At 69.6% G+C, this 23,829-nt stretch carries 21 protein-coding genes and 2 pseudogenes; 7 read left to right on the forward strand and 16 right to left on the reverse strand.

The window, feature by feature from the left end:
• Positions 1-33: 33 nt before the first annotated feature.
• The 6 genes from ACWC09_RS11525 to ACWC09_RS11550 form a co-directional block, all read right to left on the reverse strand.
• Positions 34-1,032, reverse strand: coding sequence for an oligopeptide/dipeptide ABC transporter ATP-binding protein (locus ACWC09_RS11525; RefSeq protein ID WP_232032783.1), 999 nt, complete (start codon positions 1,030-1,032; stop codon positions 34-36).
• Entirely contained in the window at positions 1,029-2,996 is a 1,968-nt protein-coding gene (locus tag ACWC09_RS11530; protein WP_450850309.1) for a dipeptide/oligopeptide/nickel ABC transporter permease/ATP-binding protein, read from the reverse strand. Before ACWC09_RS11530 ends, ACWC09_RS11525 begins: the two co-directional genes overlap by 4 nt.
• Positions 2,993-3,934 carry an ABC transporter permease gene (locus ACWC09_RS11535; RefSeq protein WP_232032781.1) on the reverse strand — a complete coding sequence of 314 codons (942 nt, stop codon included), beginning with the start codon at positions 3,932-3,934 and terminating at the stop codon, positions 2,993-2,995. Before ACWC09_RS11535 ends, ACWC09_RS11530 begins: the two co-directional genes overlap by 4 nt.
• Positions 3,935-3,986: 52 nt before the next feature.
• Positions 3,987-5,510: an ABC transporter substrate-binding protein gene (locus ACWC09_RS11540; RefSeq protein ID WP_450850310.1), complete on the reverse strand. Its 1,524-nt coding sequence runs from the start codon at positions 5,508-5,510 to the stop codon at positions 3,987-3,989.
• Positions 5,511-5,623: 113 nt separating this feature from the next.
• The gene (locus ACWC09_RS11545) at positions 5,624-6,571 is read right to left on the reverse strand and encodes an alpha/beta hydrolase fold domain-containing protein (RefSeq protein ID WP_450850311.1); all 948 of its coding nucleotides are present in this window, start codon (positions 6,569-6,571) and stop codon (positions 5,624-5,626) included.
• A 1-nt stretch (position 6,572) separates the two neighbouring features.
• Entirely contained in the window at positions 6,573-7,118 is a 546-nt protein-coding gene (locus ACWC09_RS11550; RefSeq protein WP_450850312.1) for a quercetin 2,3-dioxygenase, read from the reverse strand.
• Between the two features lie 170 nt (positions 7,119-7,288).
• Between ACWC09_RS11550 and ACWC09_RS11555 the strand changes: the two genes are divergently transcribed.
• On the forward strand, positions 7,289-8,095 hold the full coding sequence (locus ACWC09_RS11555) for an IclR family transcriptional regulator (protein ID WP_450850313.1): 807 nt from the start codon (positions 7,289-7,291) through the stop codon (positions 8,093-8,095).
• Here the strand turns inward: ACWC09_RS11555 and ACWC09_RS11560 are convergent.
• Both ACWC09_RS11560 and ACWC09_RS11565 read right to left on the reverse strand, forming a co-directional pair.
• Positions 8,083-8,295, reverse strand: a pseudogene (locus tag ACWC09_RS11560) (glycosyltransferase family 1 protein); the annotation flags it as partial. The gene ACWC09_RS11555 and the pseudogene ACWC09_RS11560 overlap by 13 nt on opposite strands.
• A gap of 172 nt (positions 8,296-8,467) precedes the next feature.
• Complete coding sequence (locus ACWC09_RS11565; protein ID WP_450850314.1) at positions 8,468-10,627, reverse strand: ATP-binding SpoIIE family protein phosphatase; 2,160 nt, start codon at positions 10,625-10,627, stop codon at positions 8,468-8,470.
• Positions 10,628-11,008: 381 nt separating this feature from the next.
• On the opposite strand from ACWC09_RS11565, the gene ACWC09_RS11570 reads away from it, so the two are divergent.
• Genes ACWC09_RS11570 through ACWC09_RS11585 form a run of 4 tightly spaced genes read left to right on the forward strand, consistent with a single transcriptional unit; the run spans position 11,009 to position 15,677 of the window.
• Positions 11,009-11,842, forward strand: a complete 834-nt coding sequence (locus ACWC09_RS11570; RefSeq protein WP_450850315.1) for an alpha/beta fold hydrolase — start codon at positions 11,009-11,011, stop codon at positions 11,840-11,842.
• Positions 11,843-11,861: 19 nt separating this feature from the next.
• Positions 11,862-12,767, forward strand: coding sequence for an alpha/beta fold hydrolase (locus ACWC09_RS11575; protein WP_450850316.1), 906 nt, complete (start codon positions 11,862-11,864; stop codon positions 12,765-12,767).
• Positions 12,764-14,293, forward strand: coding sequence for an FAD-dependent oxidoreductase (locus ACWC09_RS11580; protein ID WP_450850317.1), 1,530 nt, complete (start codon positions 12,764-12,766; stop codon positions 14,291-14,293). Before ACWC09_RS11575 ends, ACWC09_RS11580 begins: the two co-directional genes overlap by 4 nt.
• 58 nt (positions 14,294-14,351) lie before the next feature.
• Positions 14,352-15,677 (forward strand): amidohydrolase family protein, encoded by a 1,326-nt coding sequence (locus tag ACWC09_RS11585; protein WP_450850318.1) that lies wholly within the window; start codon positions 14,352-14,354, stop codon positions 15,675-15,677.
• 279 nt (positions 15,678-15,956) lie between these two features.
• Here ACWC09_RS11585 and ACWC09_RS11590 read toward each other — a convergent pair whose 3' ends face one another.
• Complete coding sequence (locus tag ACWC09_RS11590; protein ID WP_450850319.1) at positions 15,957-17,465, reverse strand: MFS transporter; 1,509 nt, start codon at positions 17,463-17,465, stop codon at positions 15,957-15,959.
• A gap of 176 nt (positions 17,466-17,641) precedes the next feature.
• Here ACWC09_RS11590 and ACWC09_RS11595 point away from each other — a divergent pair, with 176 nt between their 5' ends.
• Positions 17,642-18,307: a TetR/AcrR family transcriptional regulator gene (locus ACWC09_RS11595; protein ID WP_450850320.1), complete on the forward strand. Its 666-nt coding sequence runs from the start codon at positions 17,642-17,644 to the stop codon at positions 18,305-18,307.
• A gap of 22 nt (positions 18,308-18,329) precedes the next feature.
• Here the strand turns inward: ACWC09_RS11595 and ACWC09_RS11600 are convergent.
• Positions 18,330-18,494: pseudogene (locus tag ACWC09_RS11600) on the reverse strand (response regulator transcription factor); the annotation flags it as partial.
• A gap of 130 nt (positions 18,495-18,624) precedes the next feature.
• On the opposite strand from ACWC09_RS11600, the gene ACWC09_RS11605 reads away from it, so the two are divergent.
• A complete protein-coding gene (locus ACWC09_RS11605) occupies positions 18,625-18,954 on the forward strand; it encodes a hypothetical protein (protein ID WP_450850321.1) in 330 nt (109 codons plus the stop codon).
• 13 nt (positions 18,955-18,967) lie between these two features.
• On the opposite strand, the gene ACWC09_RS11610 is transcribed toward ACWC09_RS11605, so the two are convergent.
• From ACWC09_RS11610 to ACWC09_RS11635, 6 genes are all read right to left on the reverse strand, one after another.
• Positions 18,968-19,597 (reverse strand): TetR/AcrR family transcriptional regulator, encoded by a 630-nt coding sequence (locus ACWC09_RS11610; protein WP_450850364.1) that lies wholly within the window; start codon positions 19,595-19,597, stop codon positions 18,968-18,970.
• Between the two features lie 282 nt (positions 19,598-19,879).
• Positions 19,880-20,224, reverse strand: coding sequence for an HNH endonuclease (locus ACWC09_RS11615; RefSeq protein WP_450850322.1), 345 nt, complete (start codon positions 20,222-20,224; stop codon positions 19,880-19,882).
• The gene (dmpG, locus tag ACWC09_RS11620) at positions 20,221-21,249 is read right to left on the reverse strand and encodes a 4-hydroxy-2-oxovalerate aldolase (protein ID WP_450850323.1); all 1,029 of its coding nucleotides are present in this window, start codon (positions 21,247-21,249) and stop codon (positions 20,221-20,223) included. The genes ACWC09_RS11615 and dmpG overlap by 4 nt, the downstream gene beginning before the upstream one ends.
• Entirely contained in the window at positions 21,246-22,214 is a 969-nt protein-coding gene (locus ACWC09_RS11625) for an acetaldehyde dehydrogenase (acetylating) (RefSeq protein ID WP_450850324.1), read from the reverse strand. Before ACWC09_RS11625 ends, dmpG begins: the two co-directional genes overlap by 4 nt.
• A 41-nt stretch (positions 22,215-22,255) precedes the next feature.
• The gene (locus ACWC09_RS11630) at positions 22,256-23,044 is read right to left on the reverse strand and encodes a 2-keto-4-pentenoate hydratase (RefSeq protein WP_450850325.1); all 789 of its coding nucleotides are present in this window, start codon (positions 23,042-23,044) and stop codon (positions 22,256-22,258) included.
• Entirely contained in the window at positions 23,041-23,673 is a 633-nt protein-coding gene (locus tag ACWC09_RS11635) for a TetR/AcrR family transcriptional regulator (protein WP_450850326.1), read from the reverse strand. Before ACWC09_RS11635 ends, ACWC09_RS11630 begins: the two co-directional genes overlap by 4 nt.
• Positions 23,674-23,829: the final 156 nt, after the last annotated feature.

Raw genomic sequence — 23,829 nt, forward strand, 5'->3', positions numbered from 1 at the left:
TCGTGAGCGTGGGGCAGTCGTCGAGGAGGGAGGTCAGTCGGTGGCGTGATGGCAGGCGACATCGCTGTCACCGACCCTGCGCAGTGCGGGCCGCTCGGCGCGGCACACGTCGGTGGCGAGGGGACAACGCGACGCGAACGGGCAGCCGGCGGCGGAGGGAGTTCCGAGTCCGGCCGCTCCGATGCCCATCGCCTCACGCGCGGCGCGCCGGGCCGCCTGTTCGGCGGGGCGGGGCACCGGGGCGGCGGCGGTGAGGGCCCGTGTGTAGGGGTGGCGGGGTTGTTCGACCACGGCCGCCGCGGCACCGGTCTCCATCACCTGGCCGCGGTAAAGGACAACCACCCGCTGAGCGAGGAAACGGACCACCGCGAGGTCGTGGGCGACGAACAGGTACGACAGACCCCGCTCGTCACGCAGGTCGGCGAGCAGGTTGAGCACCTGCGCCTGGGTTGACAGGTCCAGTGCGCTCACCGGCTCGTCGCACACCACGACCTTCGGGTCGCACACCAGGGCACGGGCCACCGCGATGCGCTGCCGTTGGCCGCCGGAGAACTGGCGGGGCCGACGCTCGGCGGCGGAAGCGGGCAGCCCCACGCGCTCCAGGGCGGTGCGCGCCCGCCGGGCCGCCTCCGCCTTGCCGACGCCCATCAGGCGCAGCGGTTCGGCGAGGGTCTCGCCGATGGTCATGGCGGGGTTGAGGGAGGAGTACGGGTCCTGGAACACCACCCGCAGCTGGGCCGCGAGGGCCCGCCGCCGGGCCGGGGCGGCATGGGTGATGTCGTCTCCGAAGAAGGAGATCGATCCACCGGTCGCGGACTGGAGGCCCAGGACCGCCTTGCCGATGGTCGACTTGCCCGAGCCCGACTCGCCGACCAGGCCGATGGTCTCGCCGGGGGCGATGGAGAACGACACGCCGTCGACGGCCGGAGGCACCGGCTTGCGCCGGGAGCGGCGGCCGTAGTGGACGGTCAGGTCCCGCACGTCCAGGGCGAGGGCCTGCTGGGTGTCGGCCGGGGCCGTGGTGGTGCTCATGCCGGGGTCCTCTCGTCCGGGTGGGCGGCGGCCACCGCGAGTTCGGTGGCCCTGACACAGCGAACGGTGCCGCCCCGGTCGGCCGCTTCCAGTGCCACGGGCTGCCCACAGGCGTCTGCCGCGTAGAGGCAGCGGTCACGGAAGCGGCATCCCTGCGGCCAGCTGCCGGGCGCTGGCACCTGGCCGGGGATGGCCGTCAGCCGGTGCGAGGGCGTCACGGCCTCACCCGCGTGCGGGTTCGCCCCGAGGAGCGCCTTGGTGTACGGATGACGGGGGGCGTCCAGTACCTCGGTCACCGTTCCGGATTCGACGATCTCGCCGGCGTACATCACCGCAACGTCGTCGCAGAGGTCGGCGACGACACCGAGGTCGTGGGTGACGATCACGACCGAGGTGCCCGACTGGCTGACGAGTGAGCGCAGCAGGCTGAGGATCTCCGCCTGCACGGTCACGTCGAGGGCCGTGGTCGGCTCGTCGGCCACCAGCAGTTTCGGGCCGCCGGTCAAGGCGAGGGCGATCGCCACTCGCTGGGCCATGCCGCCGGACAACTGGTGGGGGTAACTGCGCATGACGGCCTGGGGGTCGACGATTCCCACCCGTTTCAGCAGGCTCACCGCGCCGTCCCTCGCCTCCGCGCGGGACAGCCCGCGAAGTCGCCGCAGTGGTCCGGTGAGCTGGTAGGCGACGGAGAACATGGGGTCGAGGGCGACCATCGGCTCTTGCGAGACGTAGGCGATCTCGCGTCCGCGGACCGGGCGCAGGTGTCGCTCGTCGAGGTATGCCAGGTCGCGGCCCTGCCAGTGCAGCGCGCCGCCGGTGACCGCGACTCCGGCGGGCAGCAGTCCGAGTGCGGCCAGCGCGGTCATGGTCTTGCCACAGCCGGACTCGCCGACCAGGCCGAGCACCCGGCCGGGCTCGACCCGGAAGGAGACACCGCTGACCAGCACCGGTCCGTCGTCGACGGCCACCGTCAGGTCGCGTACGTCCAGTACTCCCGATCCATCGGGCTCGGCCGGCCCTGCGGCGGCCCCGCCGGCCCGCTTCCCGGCCCGCCGGGCGGTCCGGGGTGCTTCCTCCGGGTCGGTCAGGGCGTCGGCCACCAGGTTGGCGGCGATCACGGTCAGGGACAGCACCAGTCCGGAGGGCACCATCAGCCAGGGTGCGTCGTAGATGTGCTGTGAGGCCGTACCGATCATGGCGCCCCAGCTGGGCGCGGGCGGCTTCGGGCCGAAGCCCATGAAGGCGAGGCCGGACTGGATCAACAGGCCGATGCCGAACAGCAGGGCCGCCTGCACGGCCAGGACCGTCCGCATGCCCGGCAGCACGTGGCGGAGGTTGACCCGCCAGGAGCCGAGGCCGTTGACCCGTGCCGCGTCCACGTACAACTGCTCCCGCAGGGAGCGCGCCACCCCCAGCAGCACCCGGTACATCCCGGAGGAGATCAACACGCCCAGCACGGTCATGATGAGCACGGTGTCCACACCGAACACCCCGATGAACGCGAGGATGATCACCGTGCCCGGCAGGGCCATCATGATCTCGGTGGTGCGGCTGATGACCGTCTCCGTGTGCCCGCCGCGCTCGGCGGCGACGAGCGCCAGGGGGACGGCGATGGCGTAGGCCACCGCCACGGTCAGCAGGGAGGCCCCCAAGGTGCTCGCCCCGGCTGCGAAGATCCGGCTGAGCAGATCGCGCCCCAACTCGTCGGTACCGAGCCAGTGTTGGGCACTGGGGCCCTGCAACGCGGCCGACAGTTGCTGGTCGTTCGTCCCGTACGGGATCCACCAGGACGCCGTGAGCGAGAGCACCACCAGCAGTGCCAGCCAGCCGAGTCCGAAGATGCCGCCCGGCCTGCGCAGCAGCCGGGGCAGCTGGTGCCGGGCGGGCTGCGACGCCTCGGTGGCGGTGTGCTCGGGTTGTTCAAGCAGTTGTTGTGCCGGCTTCGCCTGAAGGTATTCGCTCATGCCGCACGCAACTTCGGGTTCAGCGCGCTGATCAGCACATCGAGCGCGACGTTGGTGACCACGACGACGACCGTCGCGATGATCACGACTCCCTGCACGGACGGGAAGTCGTGGGAGGTGACCGCGGCCTGGGCGACCTGTCCCAGACCCGGCAGAGCGAAGATCTGCTCGACGATGACGGTGCTGCCGAACAGCCCGACGAACTGCATGCCCAGCCCCGCCACCACGGGCACACTCGCGTTGCGCAACGCGTGCACGTACAGCAGCCGCCAGGGCGGAATCCCCGTCGCGCGCAGGGTCCTGATGTGTTCCTGCCCCAGGGCCTCGACCATGGAGGCGCGTGCCTGCCGCGCCACGAGGGCAGCCCCGCCGATCGCCAGGCTGAGCACCGGAAGGGCCAGGCTCTTGGCCCAGTCGACGGGAGAGTCCGTGAAGGGGGTGTAGCCGGTCGCCGGGAGCCAGCCGAGCCGGATGGAGGCGATGTAGACCAACAGGATGCCCAGCCAGAAGGTCGGCAGGGACACCACGATCCCGGAGAAAGCGGTGATGAACCGATCAACGAGACCGCCGCGGACCGCCGCCACCACTCCCGAGACAATGCCGAGCACACCGCTCAGGGCAGTGGCGCCGAATGCGATGGCCGCGGTCACCGGGAGCCGGGACGCCAGGTCCGGGCCGACCTCGTTGCCGCCGGTGAGGGAGGTGCCGAGGTCTCCGCGGACCGCGTGGGTGATCCAGTCCCAGAACTGGACGGCCAGCGGCTGGTTCCAGCCGAGCAGTTCGTTCTGGGCGTGGATCTCCTGCGCGGAGGCTCCCGGGCCGAGCATCACCGCGCCCGGGCTGCCCGGAATGGAGTGAACGAGTGCGAAGGTCAGGACGATCACCGCCAGCAGCGTCAGGACCGCCATCGCGGCCCGCCGGGCGAGGAATCTGGTCACGGAGCCTCCTCCTTCCTCTTCTTCTTCGAGTGGTCCCCGACCGGGCCGGTCGTCAGGAGGCCGGCTTGATCGAGGACAGCAGCGGGTATGCGTCGTTGCCCGCGAAGGTGAGGGGCTTGACCTTCTTGGTGTTGTAACCGGCGTAGGAGTAGCTCTCGTACAGCGGGATCAGCCAGCCCGCTTCCACCAGACGGGTGTTGAGCTTGGTGAGAGCCTCTGTCCGCTTCGCGCCGGTGGCGCCCGCGGCGGCGTCCGTGTACTCCGTGAGCTGCTTGTCGGTCGCCTTCTGGGTGTTCAGGAACCCCCCGAGGACGACGGCCTGCATGGCTACCACCGGTTCCGGCCAGTTGAACGCGAGGTAGCCGAGCGGGGTGGTGTTCACGGCCGCGAAGGCCTCTTCGGTGGAGGCGGCGGCCTTGAGCTTCATGTCGATCCCGACTGCCTTGAGCTGCTTCTGGATCGCTTCCAGGTCGGTCTGATTGGCCTGGCTGGTGATCACCGTGAAGGAGAAGCCCTTGGCGTATCCGGCCTCGGAGAGCAGCTTCTTGGCCTTGACCGGGTTGTAGCCCCAGGTGGTGTTGAGCGAGGCGTCGTAGCCGTCGAAGGAGGACGGGAAGGCGTTGGAGGTCGGCTTGTCGCCCTTGTGGAGACCGCTCACCAGGTCCTGGCGGTTGACGGCGACCTGGATGGCCTGGCGAACCCTCTCGTCGCCGAACGGCTTGGAGACCGTGCCCTTCTTGTCGAAGACCGGCAGGGTCACCACCGTGCCGCCCAGGGAGGACAGCCCCGTGCCGCGCGACTTGACGAACGAAGAGGTCGATCCGGCGACCGCGGCGACGTCCACCTGACCGGACACCAAGGCGTTGGCTCTGGCCTGCGGGTCCGGCAGGGCACGGTAGACGACGGTGTCGTAGGCGAAGGCCGCGGAGTTCCAGTAACCCTTCCGGCGCACCATCGTGTACTTGCTGCCCTTGACCGATCCCGACTTGTCGAGGGTGTAGGGGCCCGAGCCGTAGGGTGCGACGCCGAGGGCCTTGCTGTCGGCGAGTCCCTTGGCGCTGACGATCATTCCGGCGTCGGAGGCGAGCTGTTCCTGGAAGGTCGGCTGGGCCTTGGCGAAGGTGAGGACGACGGTCTGATCGTCGGGTGCGGTGACCTGCTTGATCTCGGCCTGTCCGCCCTTGGCCATGTTCCCGTACGCGACCAGGGCGGCGTCATTGCGCCGGTCGAGGTTCTTCTTGACCACGGCGGCGGTGAGCGTGCTGCCGTCCGCGAACGTCACTCCCTTGCGCAGTGTGAGGGTCAGCTGCGTCTTGTCCTTGTTGTACGCGAACTTGGTGGCCAGGCTCGGCTTGACGCCGCCGTCGGCGGTCTTGACGAAGAGCGAGTCGTACACGCTCTCGAAGAACTGCCGCATCTCCGTGTACTTCGCGGGGTCGTAGCCATTCGCGGCCGAGTCGCCGTCCATACCGATTGTGAGGGCATCCGACGCGGACGCCGAGGACCCGCTCGCGGAGGACGAGCTGCAGGCCGTGACACCGGCGGAGGCGAGGGCGACGGCGGTTGCCAAGAGCACGCTGTTTCTTGCCGAGGAGAATTTGAAACGATTCATTACCGAGGCTCCTTTGCCTACGACCTGGGCGGGTCGATGCCGGCGTGCGGGGACGGGGGTGGGGACGGGGGGTGGAGTCAGAAGGCGCGCACGGCGGCGGGCCGGCGGGGGGTGCGTGCCGCGATCGGGGCGCAGACGCGCAGGGCGAAGTCCAGGGCCTCGTCGAAGACGGTCCGTGGATCGGGCAGACCGGCCCACAGGTGGTCCGCGGAGTCGATGAGCCGCAAGGTCACCTCGCTGCCGCTGGCCCGCAGCGCCTGGGCGAGCTGTTCACTCTGGGCGCTCGGGACGAACCGGTCGGCCGTGCCGTGGGCGAGCAGGAACGGCGGAGCGGCAGAGCAGACGTAGGTGACCGGGCTCGCCTCCGCAGCAAGCCGGGGCGCCTCGGGTACGGGCGCCCCGATCAACTGGGCCTCCCGGGAATCCGCCGCGTCGGGCACGGTCACGGCGTCGGGGCGGGACTGGCTTTGCATGGTCCGTAAGTCGGCGGGCCCGTACCAGTCCACGACACCGACGACGCCGGCGTACGGACCAGCCACCACGTGGTCGGTTTCCGGCTCCGGTCGGCAGACCGTCAGTCCGAGCAGCGCGGCGAGATGGCCGCCGGCCGACTCGCCCCACAGCACGACCCGTTCGGCGTCGAGCCCCAGCTCCTCGGCGTGCTCGCGCACCCAGCGCAAGGCGGCTTTGCCGTCGTGCAGTTGAGCGGGGAAGACGGCCTCCGCGCTGAGCCGGTAGTCGATCGAGACGACCGCGAAGCCGGCCGCCGCGAGCAGGTCGAACGGACTGACCTCCCACGCCTCGAAGGCCGACCCGAACCGAGCGCGACTCCCGGTCCGCCAGCCCCCACCGTGCAGGAAGACAACGACCGGCACGGGGCCTCCGGCAGGGTGCGCGGCGGGGAGGTGGAGATCGAGCAGGAGCGGGCGGAAACCGTCCGGTGTCGCGTACTCGACCCCTCGCAACAGCCGGGTGCCCGCCGGCGTGATTTCCTCGGTGGGCAGCGGCGTCGCGCGTCCGGCCACGTCAGCCGTCCAAGGGACGCAGGTCGAACCGGAAGTCGTTGCCGTACTCGCGCGCCGCGCGGCCGATCTGCTCCGGCGAGGGGACGTACGGCGGCTGCGGCAGTTCCAGGGAGTCTGTACGGGTGCCGGACGCGGCGAAGAAGCGCTCGAAACCGCCACTGGACACGCCCATGATCCGGGTGTCGTCGGCCTCCACACGGAAGGTGTGCAGGCAGCCCGCCGGGACGTAGCCGAAGTCGCCGGTCCCCAGCAACTTCTCGTGTCGCTCACCTTGCGCGTCCTGGATCCACACGCGAGCCCGCCCAGAGAGCATAAAGAACGTCTCGTGGACATCGGCGTGCGCATGTGTGGGGATCGCGTCGCCCTTGGGAGCGGAGTAGGTGAACACGCCGAACTGTCCGTCGGTCTCGTCTTTGCTGAGCAGCACGGTGATCAGCGAGTCGTACAGGTGCGCCCGCTCCCCCTCACCTGCCTCCAGGAAGAAGGGCACAGGCTTGCCCGGAAGGGAGAATTGCACCACACCGCTCTGGGTGAACTCCGCAGTCATGGGTCTCCTCGGAATCGGCTCGGCTCGGAACCTGAGAGGCGTCTCGTCGACGTGTGGGGTAACAGTGGGAGATCGACCAGATCGGCACCAGCAGCAATTCCATTGAATGGCATGCGATCGAAACCTTGCCGCAATGTACGAGGAGCGGCCCGAAGAGTGAGACTGCAGGCATGACGAACCCCCCCAGCGTCTCTCGGGGTCGCCGGCCAGCCCAGGGCGATCCGGTGATCGACCGGGCGTTCGCTCTGCTCACGGCCTTCAAGGAGACCCGCCGCGCCATGACTCTCGCCGAACTGAGCCGGGTCACGGACACCCCGCCCAGTACGACACTCCGGCTCGCCCGGCGCCTGCTTCACTGGGGGGCTCTGGAACGGGACCCCGACGGCCGTTTCGTGGTCGGCCTGCGTCTGTGGGAGGTAGCCTCGCTCGCCCCGCGCGCCCACGGCCTGCGCACGGTGGCGCTCCCGTTCATGGAGGACCTGTACGAGGCGACGCACCAGCACGTCCTGTTCGCCGTCCTGGACGGCATGGAAGCTCTCCTGGTCGAACGTTTGTCGGCGCGTGAGGCCATCGATGTGCTGTACCGCGTGGGCGGCCGTCTGCCGCTGCATTCCACCGGGGTCGGTCTCGTTCTCCTTGCCCATGCCGACCCGGACTTCCAGGAGACCTATCTCGCCCAACCACTGGTCCACGAACCGGAAGGCGTGCCCCTCTCCTCGGCCGCGTTGCGCCGCGCCCTCGCCGAGGTACGCCGCAACGGGATCGCCGTCGTCAACCGACAGGAACCTCGCCCGCTGCTCGCTGCCGCAGTGCCGGTGCGCGGCGCGACCGGAGACGTCGTCGCGGCACTCTCGGTTGTCGTACCGGCGGGCCACACAGAGCCACGGTTCATCTCTCCCGCTCTGCGGGCCACAGCCCGCGCCCTGTCACGGGGCCTCGGTGCCCCCGTCCCCGCCGCGCCGTCGCCCAGAGCCTGAACACCGGCATGCAGGACGGCTAAACCTCGGCTGGAAATCAGTTGGTGCTTCTGCTCTTCCGACACCCGTCCGGTGATGACCACGCCGGGCCCGGCCTGCGCCTGGAGTCTCTGCCGTTCGGGACCGTGACCCACGATGACCAGCCGGCCGCCGGTGACCGGGCGGACTCGTTCCCACAGCCGCAGCAGGGGATCGACCCGAGGAAGACGCCAACTCCCAGCAGAGCGTGTCCGTGGACTGCTGACGAGAGCACAGCCTCGGTGAGAACCCGCTCCTCATCCCGTCGCGCAAACGGGCGCCGTCAGCGCAGCAACGCCATAATGCATGCCGTGGCCATTTGCTGGTCTCGCAGCTCGCCCCACTCGGCGCCGGCTACAGGCGGAAGGCCAGCTCCGAGGGCTCGGCGTGATTCTCCTCGCCCAGCTCGGCCCAGACCGTCTTGCCCTGCCGGGCATGACGCGTTCCCCAACGTTCGGTGAGCTGGGCGACGAGCAGCAGGCCGCGTCCGCCTTCATCGAAGGCGCGGGCACGGCGCAGGTGGGGGGTGGTACTGCCGGTGTCGGACACCTCGACCAGTAGGGAGCAGTCCCGGATGAGACGCAGGCGGATGGGGGGCTGGCCGTAGCGGATGGCGTTGGTGACCAGTTCGCTGATCACCAGTTCGGTGACGAAATCGAGGTCCTCCAGTCCCCAGGCGGCCAGTTGCCGGGCTGCGCTCCTACGGACCTGGGTGACGGCTGCCGGGTCGGCGTCCACGTCCCAGGCTGCGACCTGGCCGTCCCCGAGGGCGCGGGTGCGGGTCAGCAGCAGGGCGATGTCGTCGCGAGGCAGACCTGCTGCGGGCAGCAAGGCCTGGAGCACGCTGTCGCAGGCGGCCTCCAGGGATGCGGAGGGTTGTGCGAGGGCGTGGCAAAGGAGGGTGAGGCCCGCCTCGATATCGTGGTCGCGGGCTTCGACCAGGCCGTCGGTGTACAGAGCGAGGAGGCTGCCTTCGGGAAGGTCGACCTCCGTCGCCTCGAACGGCAGGCCACCCAGGCCCAGCGGCGGGCCGTGCGGCATGGTCAGGAGATCGACGGTTCCGTCTCTGTGCACTACGGCGGGCGGCACGTGCCCCGCGCGGGCCAGCGAGCAACGGCCGTCGACAGGGTCGTAGACGGCGTACAGGCATGTGGCGCCGATGTCCCCGGCCGTTTCGGCGTCCGGGTCGGCCGAGGCTTCAGCGGACAGGCGGATGACGACGTCGTCCAGGTGTGTCAGCAGTTCCTCGGGAGGCAGGTCGATGTCGGCGAGGGTACGGACCGCGGTCCGCAGGCGCCCCATCGTGGCGGCGGCGTGAATGCCGTGGCCGACCACGTCGCCCACCACCAGGGCAACCCGGGCTCCGGACAGCGGGATCACGTCGTACCAGTCGCCGCCCACACCGGCCTGGGCACCGGCCGGCAGGTAGCGGCAGGCGACTTCGACGGCAGCCTGCTCCGCCGTACGCCGTGGCAGCAGACTGCGCTGGAGAGTGAGGGCCGTGGCACGGGCGTGTGTGTAGCGGCGGGCGTTGTCGATGGCCACGGCCGCCCTGGCCGCGATCTCCTGGGCGAGGAACAGATCCTCATCGTCGAAAGCGACCGGGTTGCTCTGACGGCAGAACCTCGCGACGCCAAGAGTGACGCCGCGTGCGCTCAGCGGCACCACCAGCGTCGAGCATGCAGGGCGAGTGCCGAAGTCGTCGGCCGGATCCGTCGGTGTCGCCGGGTGACGGGAGGGCCGGCCGGTGGTCAGGGCGCGGGCCATGACCGATCCGTCCGGGTAGGTGTGGCACTCCCCCACCCGAATCGTCGGCTCCTGGCCTCCTTGCACCCTCGACGCCTGCGCGGCCCGGTGCAGTACGAGGGGATCCGGTGCCGGAGTGCCGTGCTCGTGGACCACGGAGTCGAGCAGGTCGACGGTGACCAGCTCGGCGAAGTGCTCGAGGGCGAGGTCTGCCAGTTCCTGGGTGGTGCGAGCGATGTCCAGGGTGGTCCCGATGCGCAGACCGGCCTCGTTCACCAAGGACAGACGCCGCTGCAGTCGCCGTTCCCGCTCCTCCTGGAACGCCGTGACACCCTGCTCGGACGCGTCGTCCACGTATCCGTTCGCCATCACGAGCAGGAGACGCGATGCCTCGCTGACCAACTCCGCATCCTTCGTCACCCGCGCGATTTCGGCAAGCATTTTGTCCAGGACTATGCCCTGACCGAGCCGGAAGGCCCGCAGCAGCGCTGTGACGGGCGTGCCGTAATGGGCCAGTCGACGTGCGCGTTCCAGCTCGGCGGCCGGCCGATCTATCTCGCGCGGGTCGATGCCGTTTTCCAGGCCGGCCAGCACGCCGGCGACATGCTCGGCGACGTTCTCAGACGTCATGCGGACGAGATCCGGATTACTCCACAGTTCAGGAACCTCACTCCGCAGGCACCGCAACACGTCGGCGATCACCTCGTCCGCCTTCGGCCTGAGGTCGCCGGCGACACGGGACACGAGGTGTGCGGCCGTGTACTGCACACTGTCGACGGTACGCCCCACAAGAGGCCCGTGAGCTGTCGGGCATCGACAGCTTCGCTCTCCAGGCGGCGCCCGTCCCGGTCCGTCCGCCTTCGGCGATCGCCACCCCGGTGTACGCCACCGCCGCCAGGGCAGCACGACGGCGGGCAGGGCCTGCGCGAGCGGGTCGCCATGGCGCAGGTGCACCACCGTGCCAGCCACCATGAGCAGACCGCAGGCGGACGCCGCCCGAGGCCATGCCGGGATGACCGTCCCACGTGGCTCCGGGCGCCACCCAGGTGAGCCGCTACCGCAGCGCGCTCGATGTCGCAGGCCGCAAGGCCGTGACTTCCGGGAGCCTGCGCTTGACACGACTACCTTATCGGTAACAGTGTATCCATTATGAGCACCTGGTCTGAGCCGCAGCCCGATTCCCGCTTCGTCGTGGTGGGTGGATTGCGGATCCACTACAAACGCGCTGGCGGCGGCCCGGCACTCGTCCTGCTGCACGGCAGCGCGTCGTCGCTTCAGCACTTCGACCGCGCGGCAGACCTGCTGTCGGAGTCGTTCGACGTCATCCGCCCCGACCTGCCGGGGTTCGGCCTGACAGGCCCTCGCATGGACCGCGACTACCGCATCCCGGCCTATGCCGCGACGGTGGCGGACTTCCTGGAGACGTTGGGCGTGCCGCGCTACGCGGCGGCGGGCAATTCACTGGGCGGCAACATCGCCTGGAACCTCGCGCTGGACCACCCGGAGCGGCTGACCGGCCTGGTGCTCGTCAATGCCACCGGATACCCGGAGAAAGAGATACCGGCAGGCATGCGCCTGACACGCAACCCACTACTGCGCCCCCTGTTGCGGCGGGTGATGCCGCGCGGCGCCATCGGGCGCAACCTGCGCTCGAACGTCGGCTCGCACTCGACGATCGTGGACGACGCCATGGTGGACCGCGCCCACCAGCTCATGAACCGGCCCGGGAACCGCTCGGCCTTCGTCGACTTCTGCAACACGGACCAGCCCGACCGCAGCGCGCACATCCCCCGCATCACGACACCCACGCTCGTACTGCGCAGCGCGGGCATCGACGGCCAGCACTTCACCCGTGACATCCCCGGCGCCGCAGAGCTGGTGCACCCCCACGGCGGACACCTGCTGCCCGAAGAGGAGCCCCACTGGGTCTCGGACGCGATCGCGAAGTTCCTGCGCTCCTCCACCGACACCCCCACGCACTGAGGCCAAGGAGGCCCGTTCCATGAAGTACTTCGTCGCACAGGGCGAGGACCGACGGCTCACCGCCGAATCGCGGCAAGCTCTGCGCGGCAGTTTCGTCGAACTCTCCGACGGCGTCACGCACTACGAACTGAAGGGCCCCGAGGACGGCGAGATGGTCGTGATGGCGGGCGGCCTGACCATCCCGCTCTTCTACTGGGACGGCCTCGTCACCGAGCTGAACGCCCGCGGGCTGCGGACTCTGACCTGCAGCGCGTACGGCCGCGGCTACTCGGACCGGGTGCGGGCGCGATACGACGAAACCCTCTTCGCGCGACAGCTGACCGAGTTGACCGAACGGCTCGGCCTGACCACGCGCCCGCTGCATCTCGTGGGAACCTCCATGGGCGCGTTGGTCGCCATGAACTACGCCGCCCGGCACCACTCGTCGGTGTCCACCCTGACCATCGTCGGCCCCGCCGGTCTCGCGAAACCGCGGCCGACCTCCCCTCACCGGATACTGGGCAACGATCTGCTGGCCGGTATCGTCGCCCGGCGGCGCGGCCGCCGGATACTCCAGGGGCACCTCGGGCACAACGTCCGCGACCCTGAGATCGGCTCGAAACTGACGGACATGGTCCTCGACGCCTTTCGCTTCGAGGGTTCGCTGTACGCGGTCTTCGACACGCTGCAACACCTGCCGGTCTCCGGCCGTGACGACCTCTTCCGGCAGACGGGCGCGCTGGGCATTCCCACGCTGCTCCTGTGGGGCGCCGAGGACGACGTCACGCCCCTGGCCCACCTCGACACGGCTCGCGCCCTGCTGAAGCCCCAGCATCGTCATGTCATTCCCAAGTGTGGGCACATGGCCCCATTTGAACGCCCGCGCCACGTCGCCGATCAGATCGTCCCGTTCGTGGCCGCACGCGCCGAGAGGCTCGACTCGTGAACAACCCGCAGGTCATCGACGTCCTGGTCGTCGGTGCGGGCCCTTCGGGCTCTGCTGTGGCGATCGATCTCGTACGGCGGGGACTCGACGTACGGATCATCGACAGGTCTCCCCATGCCTTCGAGGGGTCCCGGGCCAAGGGCGTCCAGCCCCGCAGCCTCGAAATCCTAGAAGACCTCGGTGCCCTCGACGAGGTGCTGGCCGGCGGCAGCACCTATCCCAAGCTCGGGATCCATGCGGGCCCCTTCGCCGTGCCCTGGAAGATGTTCACCCACAGGGAGGCGGCCCCAGACGTCCCCTACCCGAACACCTGGCTGATCCCTCAGTTCCGCACGGACCGCGCACTGCACGCCCGGCTCAGCGGACTCGGCCGTGAGATCGAGTTCGGCAGGGAACTGACCGAGCTGACGCAGGACGAGGACACGGTGGTTGCCAAGGTGGCGGGCGCGGACGGCATCAAGGAGATCGTCGCCCGGTACGTCGTAGGCGCTGACGGCGGTTCCAGCGCGGTGCGCAAGCAACTCGGCATCGGGTTCGTCGGGACGACGCACGAGAGCGACCGGATGCTCATCGTCGATGCCACCGTGACCGGGCTGGCCCGCAACCGGTGGCACATGTGGCTCGGCCGCGGCGGCAAGCGCATCGGCGCCTGTCCGCTCCCCGGCAGCGACATGTTCCAGTGGATGATCAGCCTCGGGCCCGACGAGGAACCGCCCTCGGACAAGGACGACATCCTCCGGCGGATCCACTCCCACACCCGCGACCGGCGCATTCAGCTGCACGGCATCCACTGGACGTCGGTGTTCCGACCGAACATCCGCCTGGCGGAGAACTATGGCCGAGGACGCGTCTTCCTCGTCGGTGACGCCGCGCACGTCCACACCCCGGCCGGTGCCCAGGGTCTGAACACCGGCATGCAGGACGGGTACAACCTCGGTTGGAAGCTGGGCCAGGTCCTCGCCGGAGCGGACCCGGCGTTGCTGGACACCTACGAGGCCGAGCGGCAGCCGGTCGCCGCCGGGGTCCTGGGGCTGTCCGCGGAGAAGTGGGGAGGCATCGCCAAGCTCGACCCGTCGAGCATGAAGCGAGGCAAGGACGAGCAGCAGCTCGCCCTTACTTACTACGGCGGTCTGCTCGCCCCGGCCGACGGAGTGCGTACCTCGACGCTGCGCGTGGGCGACCGCGCCCCGGACGCCGAGCTGCTCCGCGCCGACGGGACAGGAACCCGGCTGTTCGACGTCTGCCGCGGGCCGCACTTCACCGCCATCGCCTACGGCGCGGGTGCCGCCCGCGACCTCCCGGTGCTCGCCTGGCCGACAGCCGGCGCTCAGCTGAAGCGGCTGGCGGTCGGGGCGCGTGCCGCCGACAACCTCCCCCTTTCCGACCCTGAGAACACGCTGAAGGACGCTTACGGCCTGGACGGCGACACGCTGGTGCTGATCCGTCCCGACGGCTACATCGGGCACATCGCCACCCGGGACTTCCTCACCACCACACAATCCGCCGCGCGGGCAATGACGCCATGAGCAGGAGCCGCACCATGTCCCAGCAGAGCCACACCTCCCCCGGCTGGAGGTCCACCGCATGAGCCGCGTACTGCTGCGCGGGGCGCAGGTCATCACGATGGTGCCGGGCCGTCCGGACGCCGAGCACGCCGATGTCCTCGTCGACGGTGACCGTATCGCCGCCGTCGGCGAGAACATCGAGGCACCCGACACCGAAATCGTCGACTTCTCCGGCCGCATCGTCATCCCCGGCCTGGTCAACGCCCACCTGCACACCTGGCAGACCGCGCTGCGCTCCGTGGGCGCCGACTGGACACTGATGGAGTACCTCACCCACCTCCACGGCGAGTGCGTCGGGCACTACACCCCGGCCGACATGCACATCAGCAATCTCGCCGGCGCCCTGAACCAGATCAACTGCGGTACGACCACCCTCGGCGACTGGTGTCACAACGTCCTGTCGCCCGAACACGCCGACGCAGCCGTCGAAGGCCTGGTTCAGGCCGGCATCCGGGCCGTGTTCCTGCACGGCACGCCCTACCGCTCGCCGGACACAGCCCACCCCCTCGCCGAGATCGACCGGCTGCTCGACGGGCCCGTGCGCGATCACGCCCTCCTCACCCTGGGCATGGCACTGCAAGGGCCGCAGTACTCCTCGCCCGACACCGCCGTAGCCGATTTCCGAGCCGGCGCGGAACGCGGCCTCGTCGTCTCGATGCACCAGAGCGGCGGCGAACCCTCACCCGGCTGGGAAGCCGTGCGCGCCGCCGGGCTGTTCAGCCCTCTGACCAACGTCGCGCACGGGATCGACCTGCCCGACGACTGGCTGGGGATGCTCCTCGAAGCGGGCGTCACCTTCACCACCACCCCGGAGAACGAACTGGGCCAAGGACACGGCACACCCATCACCGGGTCCCTGCTGCGCCTGCAGGCGGCCCCCTCCCTCGGCACCGACATCGACACAGCCGTACCCGGCAAGCTCCTCACCGCAGCCCGCATCGCCCTGGCCCATCAACGCGGCCTGGACCACGCCCGACACCGGCAGACGACCGGCATGCACGCCGACACCGCCTCGATCACCGCCAAGCAGGCACTGGCCTGGGCCACGGTCGAAGGGGCCAAGGCACTGGGCCTGGCCGACCGGGTGGGCCGGATCGAGGCGGGCATGCAAGCCGACCTCGTCGCCGTCGATGCCCGGGCATTCAACCTGTGGCCGGCGCACGACCCCGTCGCCACGGTCCTGCACGCCGACATCGCCAACATCGAAGCGGTGATGGTCGCCGGCACCTGGCGCAAACGCGACCATGCCCTGCTCACCTCCGGCCTGGACGAGGTCAAGGAGAAGCTCCGCGAGTCCGGAGAGCGGCTGCTGCGCAGCATCGGGCCCGCAGGCCCTCAGGCCTGACACCCCCAACATGCTCAAAGCAGGAACCGCGTGATGGCGGGCACAGCACTCCGTCCTCGCCGGCACGACGGCCGCCGTCCCCAGCCCTCGGATCTCGGCCTGACCATCGTCCATTCCCTGGTCGCCGCCCACGATGGCCACGTCGAGGTCGACTCGGCCCCTCGCCAGGGCACCACCTTCCGGATCCTGCTCCCCCGGCTCAGCGACGAGCCCACCGCACCGGTGTCGGAAAGCGGCTCGCCGGAGGTCCGGCGAGCCGCTCCGCACGGTGAGGGGACCTCACATGTGCACCACGGGTGCGGCATTGGCGTCCACGGCGGGCGCCCCACGCCGGTACAGCAGCACGCTGACAACCAGTCCCGCCACGAAGAACGCGGCCGACCACCAGTAGGCAGTGGAGTAGGCCTCCAGACTGGCCTGGGCGACGACAGCGGGGTCCTTGGGGTTCCTGCCGGCCAGATAGTCCGTGGCCGCGCTGGTGGAGAGGGTGTTCAGCAGGGCGGTACCGAGGGAGCCGCCCACTTGCTGCATGGTGTTGACGGCCGCCGAGGCGACACCGGCGTCCTCCGCGCCCACGCCTGCCGTGGCCAGGCTCATGGACGGGGCCATCACCAGACCGAGTCCGAGGCCCGCCACGACGAGCGGGGGCATGACGTCCGTGGCGTAGCCGCTGCCCAGATCCAGCGCGGTGAGCCAGACCATGGCGGCCGCGGCCATACCCATCCCCAGCGGCACCACCGGCTTGGGCCCGAACCGGGGAATCAGCGCGGTGGAGGCGAGGGTGGAAGCGAGCATGAGCCCGGCGACCATCGGCAGGAAGGCCAGCCCGGTCTTGACGGGGGTGTAGGCCAGGCTCTGCTGGAGGTAGTAGGTGAGGAAGAGGAAGACACCGAACATGCCGGCGCCGGTGATGAGCACGGAGATGAACGAGGCGCCCCGGTTACGGTCGAGCAGGATCCGCAACGGCAGCAGCGGGTGGGCCGAGCGCGTCTGCCACCAGGTGAAGGCGGAGAGCAGCGCGGCTCCGGCGAGCAGGAAGCCCCAGGTGGCCGAGGAGTCCCAGTCGTGGCTCTCTGCGTTGGAGAAGCCGTAGACCAGGCAGAACAGACCGCCGGAGACCAGAACGGCACCAGGGACGTCAATCGTCACGCTCTTGTCGCGCCGGGCACGCTGGAGCAGCAGCGCACCGCCGACGAAGGCGACCCCTGCGAAGGCGAGGTTGACGTAGAGGGTCCAGCGCCAGTCGAGGTACTCGGTCAGCACGCCGCCGAGGAGCAGCCCGATGGCACCGCCCGCACCGGCGATGGCACCGTAGACGCCGAAGGCCTTGGCGCGTTCCTTGGCGTCGGTGAAGGTCGTGGTCAACAGGGACAGGGCGGCCGGGGCGAGCAGCGCGCCGAACAGACCCTGCGCGGCCCGGGCGACGATGAGCATCTCGAAGCTGCTCGCGGCCCCGCCGAGCGCGGAGGCACCGGCAAAGCCCACAAGGCCGACCAGGAAGGTCACCTTGCGGCCGAAGAGGTCGGCAATCCGACCGCCGAGCAGCAGAAGGCTGCCGAAGGCGAGCGCGTAGGCGGTGACGACCCACTGCCGGTCCCCGTCGGAGAATCCCAGGTCCTTCTGAGCGGACGGCAGAGCGATGTTCACGATCGTCGCGTCCAGCACGACCATCAGCTGGGCGACGCCGATGACGGCAAGGATCCACCAGCGGTGGCGGTAGGACGGATGACCTGACGACAAGGCGGTGACGGCCGGACCGGCGGCCGTGTCAGTGGGCTTCCTGGGCATGGCGAGAACTCCGAAGCGTGGGCGAGGGGAGTGCCTTACGTGCTCGGCGCACTGGGCCGACACACATCTTGACACCTGTCAGATTACAGATATTCTGACAGGTGTCAAATACTGATCCGAGACCCCCTAAGATGGCCTTTCACAGTCCGGGTCCACAGAAGGAATCGGAGGCAGGGGTGGGCGTAAGAGCCGAATCCACTCGACGCCCGGGCCGCCCCGGCGCGGACACTCCCGCGGTACCCGACGAGGAGAGCATCCTGCTGCGCGGCTTGGAGGCCTTCGCGGAGCTCGGGTACGACCGCGCCTCCGCGCGCGAGTTGGCCCGCCGCCTGGGCGTGAGCCATAACTTCATCAACGACCGGTACGGGTCCAAGGCCGCGTTCTGGCGGGCGGTGATGGACACCGCCCTGGGGGCGCAGCTGGCGAGCATGCCTCAGGTGGACACATCGGTCGACGACGCCGAGTACCTGCGGCGAGTCATCACCGGCTTCTACCGGTCCGCCGTGGACACCCCCCTGATCGGACGGGTCGTCGTCGTCGAGTTCGCCCAGGACACCGAGCGGCTTGACTACCTGTACGAGCACTACTTCACTCCGACCCTGCGGCTCATGACCCCCAGCATCGAGCGGCTCGTGGCCGCCGGGCGTATGGCACCCGTCCCGATGGACGTGCTGTTCTTCGCCGTCGTCCCGCCCGTCTCGGGCATGCTCGACACCCCGCTGGCGAGGCGCCTCGGCAGACCGGAATCCGCCTCGCCGGAGCAACTCATGGCAACGGCGGAGTCGTTGGCGACCCTAGTGGTCAACGGCCTGCTCGCGACGGGGACGGCGGCCCCCTCCTGAGGGTGACACGGCACCGCGCTCGTCAGGCGGCTGGCCGGACCCGCCCGGACTCGTAGGCGAACGTCACCGCTTGGACGCGGGCCCGGACTCCGATCTTGGCGAGGGTGTGGCTCACGTGCGACTTCACGGTGGTCGGAGCGATGGACAGCCATGCGGCGATCTCGCCATTGGTCCAGCCCGACGCGCAGCAGGTGCCGCTGCACCCTTCGTCGAGGTGGCGGCCGCTGATGCCTTTGGGAGGGATCGTGATGGCCACGCGCGCATGGTCGATGTCGGTGACGAGCCGGTCCAAGTCGGGATCTTCGAACCGTCCCCGCATGAGCGAAGTGGTGGACCGCCTGGCGAGCCACTTCGGGTTCACTCCGCGTGCCGTGGCGCGCACGGGCCCGGTGTCGGCCGCGCTTCTGTTCGCGGTCGAAGGGATCGGGGTGACGGTGGCACCGGAGAACGCGGTACCGCTGCGCTGGTCGCACCATGCACGGCGGATCGGGTCCGGCTACTTCCGGGACTTGGTGGTTTTCAGCAGAAAGCTCCCTTCCCAACTGGCGGAACATTACCGGGACATGCTCACCTCCGTGGAGCTACCACTGACCGCGGAGCGCGATCTGCCCGAAGGAGCGGTCCGTTTCCAGAACTCGTCCGAGTGATCACGTCGCTCGGTCAGACCTCATCGCGCAGGCGGGCAAGCCCGCTGAGAAGCAGGTCGAGGCCGAATGAGAACTCGTCCTCGATCGGAACCGGCATCACCCCGGCAACGGCGACGGTGGCCGGGAACAGGTCCGGATCCACGCTCCGAAAGGCGGCCTCCGTCTGTGTGTCGTCGGGTCGTCCTGCGCCGCCGCCATGCCCGTTGACCTGTACGGCGAACCCAAGGACGTAGCGGGCCAGAGTCGCGTACGCGTACGCGGCAACTCGCGGCGGGAAACCACTGTCGAGCAACACCGCGACACAGCTCTCCCGCAGCGCCATGGCGTTCGGCCCCAGCGGAATCTGCTCGACCATCAAGCGCGCCGCGTTCCGGTGCCGGGCCAAGGCGTCGAACATGGTGTGCGCGACCGTCCGCAGCGCCCGCTCCCAGCCCATCGCGAGGAGCTCGTCGCCGTTCAGCTCCACGACGCCGAACATGCGGTCCACGACATGAGCGATCAGGGCCGCCCGGTTGTCGAAGTGCCGATACAGCGTCGCCGTGCCCGAGCCCAGACGCTGAGCCAGCGTCCGCATCGACAGAGCGTCGGATCCGTCCTCGTCCACGATCCGCAGTGCTGAAGCGACGATGCGCTCCAACGGCACCGGCGGCCGCCCAGGAGAACGCCGAGCCGACGCAGCGCCCGCCCGCGCAGGAACAGGTTCTGCCACGGAACGTCCCACCTCCTCAAACAGCCATAACAGCAACACCGTAACCGATATGAAGCCCAGCGATCCGACGAGGAGCCTGATCGTTCTCCCAGCACGGGACTGTAAGTTAGTGTTGAGGGTGAGGTAGGCCGTCGGCGAGGTGCCCGTGGATCGGGTCCTTTTCCGTCGCCCCCCGAAGCGTGCAGGCGGCTTTGACCGCACACGGCTCTCCAGTGATTATCTCTGGGGAAGAGCTGAGCCCGGTCCCGCATGGATGTTGTGGTGGCAGGCTGAGCAGACCACCAGGGTCTTGCGTCGCCGTGATGCCATCTGGGTCATCCATGGCGGCCGATCTGGCCGACCGGGCCTGTTGAGGTCGGCAAGTTTCCGCAGATGGTGGACTTGAAGTCCCCTTCTTGCGCTGAAGATCTCGCAGTTCTCCGACCGGTCCCACGGGTCCCGGCCGGACCGGGGCTGCCACACCGCGCTGGGCGAGGTGGCCACGGTATGGACCGGAACGCACTGGGCTCCTGGCCGGACGATGTGCTGGTGGACATCGACCCGGGCCGCTGCTCCGGTCATGAGGCGTCCTCCTGGGCCTTCTGGGCGGTGAGCAGGTCGAGCGCCACGTCGGTGAGCATGTCTTCCTGGCCGCCGACCATGCCGCGCCGTCCGACCTCGAGGAGCAGGGCACGCGCGTCGATGCCGTAGCGGGCAGAGGTGGTCTCGGCGTGGCGCAGGAAGCTGGAGTACACGCCGGCGTAGCCGAGGGTGAGGGTTTCGCGGTCAACCTGGACAGGGCGGTCCTGCAGCGGTCGTACGAGGTCGTCGGCTGCGTCCTGCAGGGCGAACAGGTCGCAGCCGTGGGCGTGTCCGAATTTGTCGGCGGCGGCGATGAACACCTCGAGCGGGGCGTTGCCGGCTCCGGCGCCCATGCCCGCGAGGCTGGCGTCGACGCGGTGAGCGCCGTGTTCGACGGCGGTGAGGGAGTTGGCCACGCCGAGGGAGAGGTTGTGGTGGGCGTGGATGCCGGTCTCGGTGACCGCATCGAGGGTCTGGCGCAAGGCGTCGACGCGTTCGGCGACCCCGTGCATGGTCAGGGCGCCGCCGGAGTCGACGACGTAGACGCAGGTGGCACCATAACTCTCCATGAGCTTCGCCTGACGTGCGAGGTGTGCCGGGTCGGTCATGTGGCTCATCATCAGGAAGCCGACGGTGTCCATGCCCAACTCCCGTGCGGCCGCGATGTGCTGGGCGGAGATGTCGGCCTCGGTGCAATGCGTGGCCACGCGGACGACGGAGGCTCCTGCGCGGTGGGCGTCACGCAGGTCGTGGACGCTGCCGATGCCGGGCAGGAGGAGCGTGGCGACCTGGGCGTGGGTGACGGCGTCGGCGACGGCCTCGATCCATTCCAGGTCGGTGTGGGCGCCGAAGCCGTACACGCAGGAGGAGCCGGCCAGGCCGTCGCCGTGCGCGACCTCGATGGAGTCCACGCCGGCCGCGTCCAGGGCGGTGGCTATGGTGACCGCCTGGTCGACCGTGTACTGGTGGCGGATGGCGTGCATGCCGTCCCGCAGGGTGACGTCGCTGATGTAGAGGCGGCTCATCGGGCGGCTCCCGCGGGGGTCTGCGCGTACTGGGCGTGCTGGGCGATGCGCTCTGCGGCGGCGACGGCCGCGGAGGTCATGATGTCGAGGTTTCCGGCGTATGCGGGCAGGTAGTCGGCGGCGCCGGTGACTTCGAGCATCACCGTCACCTTGGTGCCGGTGAACTTGCCCGTGTGCGGGATGTGCAGGGGGTTTTCCGGGCCGTACATGTCGAACTGGACCTTCTGCTTGAGCCGGTAGCCGGGCACGTAGGCGTGCACCTTCTCGGCCATGGCCACGATGCTGGTCTCGATGGCGGCGTGGTCGCAGTCGCCCTCGATGAGGCAGTACACGGTGTTGCGCATCAGCAGCGGCGGCTCGGCCGGGTTGAGGACGATCACGGCCTTGCTGCGCTGCGCGCCGGCGACCTCGCGCAGGGCGCGGGAGGTGGTCTCGGTGAACTCGTCGATATTGGCGCGGGTGCCCGGTCCGGCCGACCGGGCGGCTATGGAGGAGACGATCTCGGCGTAGGCGACGGGGGCGACCTGCGCGACCGCGGCGGCGATCGGGACGGTGGCCTGGCCGCCGCAGGTGACCATGTTGAGGTTCGGGGCGTCGAGGTGGGTGTCGAGGTTGACCACGGGCACGCAGTACGGCCCGACGGCGGCCGGCGTGAGGTCGAGGATGCGGACGCCGGTGGGCTCCAGCCTGGCCCAGTTCGCCTGGTGGGCGGTGGCGGAGGTGGCGTCGAAGACCAGCTTGATGTCGGCGAACTCGGGCAGTGCCAGGAGTCCGTCCACGCCGTCGGCGGTGGTGGCGATGCCCAGACGGCGGGCGCGGGCAAGGCCGTCGGAGGTGGGGTCGATGCCGACCATCGCTCCCATCGTGAGCGTGCCGGAGCCACGCAGGATCTTGATCATCAAGTCGGTGCCGATGTTGCCGGAGCCGATGACGGCGACCGGCCACGGGGCGGGGGCAGCAGGCATGAAGGAGTCCTCGAGTGAATGTGGTTAGGGCGGGCAGTACCTCAGGCGAAGGTCACCGACACCGGGCCGAGGCTGCTGAAGCGTGCCTCGATCTTCTGACCGGCGCTGACGAAGGGGGCGGTGGTCATTGCGCCGGGCAGCACCACCTGTCCAGGCTCCAGGACGACGCCGAAGCCGGCGAGGGTGTTGGCCAGCCAGGCGACCGCGGCCGCCGGATGGCCCAGCACTTCCTTCCCACTGCCCGAGGCGACGCGCTCGCCGTCGACGAGCAGGTCCACGAGGACGGCAGCGAGATCGGGGACCTCGGCAAGGGGTGTCCAGGGGCCGCAGACCAGGCCGGCGGAGCTGGCGTTGTCGGCGACCGTGTCGACCAGGGTGATCTCCCAGTCGCGGATCCGGCTGTCGACGATCTCCAGCGCGGGCGCGACCGCGTCGGTGGCGCCCAGGACGTCCTCGACGGTGACGCCCGGTCCGCACAGGGGCTCGGCGAGGCGGAAGCAGATCTCCGGTTCGATGCGCGGCCGACAGTAGCGCGCCGCGAGCACGCTGCCGCCGTCGCGGTGGACCATGTCGTCCAGCAGGTGACCGAAGTCCGGCTCGTCCACGCCGAGGAGCCGCTGCATTGCCGTCGCGGTCAGCCCGACCTTGTGTCCGACGACGCTCGCTCCGTCGGCCAGGCGCCGGGCGACGTTGCCCTGCTGGACGGCATAGGCGTCTGCCAGCTCAAGGCCGGGCAGCAGGGCCGACAGCGGGTCGATCGGCGCCACGTGATGCTCCGCCTCACGCAGTAGCCGACGGGCTGTCTCACGCTGTGGTGCGGTCAGGGTCATCCCTTGCTCCTCGATGCCATGCGGCCGGCCGCGTCACAGACCAGCTGTGCATGCAGTTCGAACATCGCCACCAGGTCGACGGCGTCGCCGTGGATCTCCCGGTGCACGAACAGACCGTCGGCGCCGGCGACGGCGTAGGTGGTGAGCGTGCGCACGGCGTCCTCGTCGAGATCCGGGAACACGGTCCCGGCCACCTCGGTGATCTTCTGGGTGGCGATCTCACGGACCTGGAGGAACACCGTCCGGCCCCGGGGCTCGGTGGGCCGCCGCTCCAGAGCGAGCATCAGGCCGAGGCGCAGGAAGTCCGGCGCGTCGACCAGTGACTTGGCCACGTTCGTCGCCATGGCGGTAACCCGCTCCAGCGGTGTGCCCGTCTCTTCGCCGGGCAGCTCGACGGCTGCCAGCCAGGTCTCGAAGCTGCGCTCGATGACGGCGGCGATCAGGTCGTCCTTGTCCTTGAAGTGCCAGTAGATCGAGCTCGCAGGCAGCCCGCACTTGGCGCTGACCGCCGCGATGGACGTGCCCTCGTAACCGCGCTCGCCCGCGATCTCCACCGTGGCGTCGAGGATGCGCTGCCGTGACTCCACCCCGTTCGCCCGCTTCTTGCGCGTCGTCTGCGGCCTGCTCATCGGATGTGCTCTTCCTGTCGTGCTGGCACTTGACCCCGTTCTCCACCCACCTTACCGTAGCGTTCGTTCCAACTGGAGTAAACACTACAGCAATGTGATCGCAACACACCGCGACAGGGACGACAGCGAGGTGCCCGGTGAGCGAGTTCAGAGCCG

This window comes from Streptomyces sp. NPDC001617 (genome assembly GCF_053596855.1).

Excerpts from the sequence above, each read along its gene's own strand:
- ACWC09_RS11625 (WP_450850324.1), bottom strand. The coding sequence starts at position 22,214 with ATGCCTGCTGCCCCCGCCCCGTGGCCGGTCGCCGTCATCGGCTCCGGC.
- ACWC09_RS11555 (WP_450850313.1), top strand. The coding sequence starts at position 7,289 with ATGACGAACCCCCCCAGCGTCTCTCGGGGTCGCCGGCCAGCCCAGGGC.
- ACWC09_RS11575 (WP_450850316.1), top strand. The coding sequence starts at position 11,862 with ATGAAGTACTTCGTCGCACAGGGCGAGGACCGACGGCTCACCGCCGAA.
- dmpG (WP_450850323.1), bottom strand. The coding sequence starts at position 21,249 with ATGAGCCGCCTCTACATCAGCGACGTCACCCTGCGGGACGGCATGCAC.
- ACWC09_RS11525 (WP_232032783.1), bottom strand. The coding sequence starts at position 1,032 with ATGAGCACCACCACGGCCCCGGCCGACACCCAGCAGGCCCTCGCCCTG.
- ACWC09_RS11615 (WP_450850322.1), bottom strand. The coding sequence starts at position 20,224 with ATGACCGGAGCAGCGGCCCGGGTCGATGTCCACCAGCACATCGTCCGG.
- ACWC09_RS11530 (WP_450850309.1), bottom strand. The coding sequence starts at position 2,996 with ATGAGCGAATACCTTCAGGCGAAGCCGGCACAACAACTGCTTGAACAA.
- ACWC09_RS11585 (WP_450850318.1), top strand. The coding sequence starts at position 14,352 with ATGAGCCGCGTACTGCTGCGCGGGGCGCAGGTCATCACGATGGTGCCG.
- ACWC09_RS11605 (WP_450850321.1), top strand. The coding sequence starts at position 18,625 with ATGAGCGAAGTGGTGGACCGCCTGGCGAGCCACTTCGGGTTCACTCCG.
- ACWC09_RS11635 (WP_450850326.1), bottom strand. The coding sequence starts at position 23,673 with ATGAGCAGGCCGCAGACGACGCGCAAGAAGCGGGCGAACGGGGTGGAG.
- ACWC09_RS11570 (WP_450850315.1), top strand. The coding sequence starts at position 11,009 with ATGAGCACCTGGTCTGAGCCGCAGCCCGATTCCCGCTTCGTCGTGGTG.
- ACWC09_RS11630 (WP_450850325.1), bottom strand. The coding sequence starts at position 23,044 with ATGACCCTGACCGCACCACAGCGTGAGACAGCCCGTCGGCTACTGCGT.
- ACWC09_RS11550 (WP_450850312.1), bottom strand. The coding sequence starts at position 7,118 with ATGACTGCGGAGTTCACCCAGAGCGGTGTGGTGCAATTCTCCCTTCCG.
- ACWC09_RS11590 (WP_450850319.1), bottom strand. The coding sequence starts at position 17,465 with ATGCCCAGGAAGCCCACTGACACGGCCGCCGGTCCGGCCGTCACCGCC.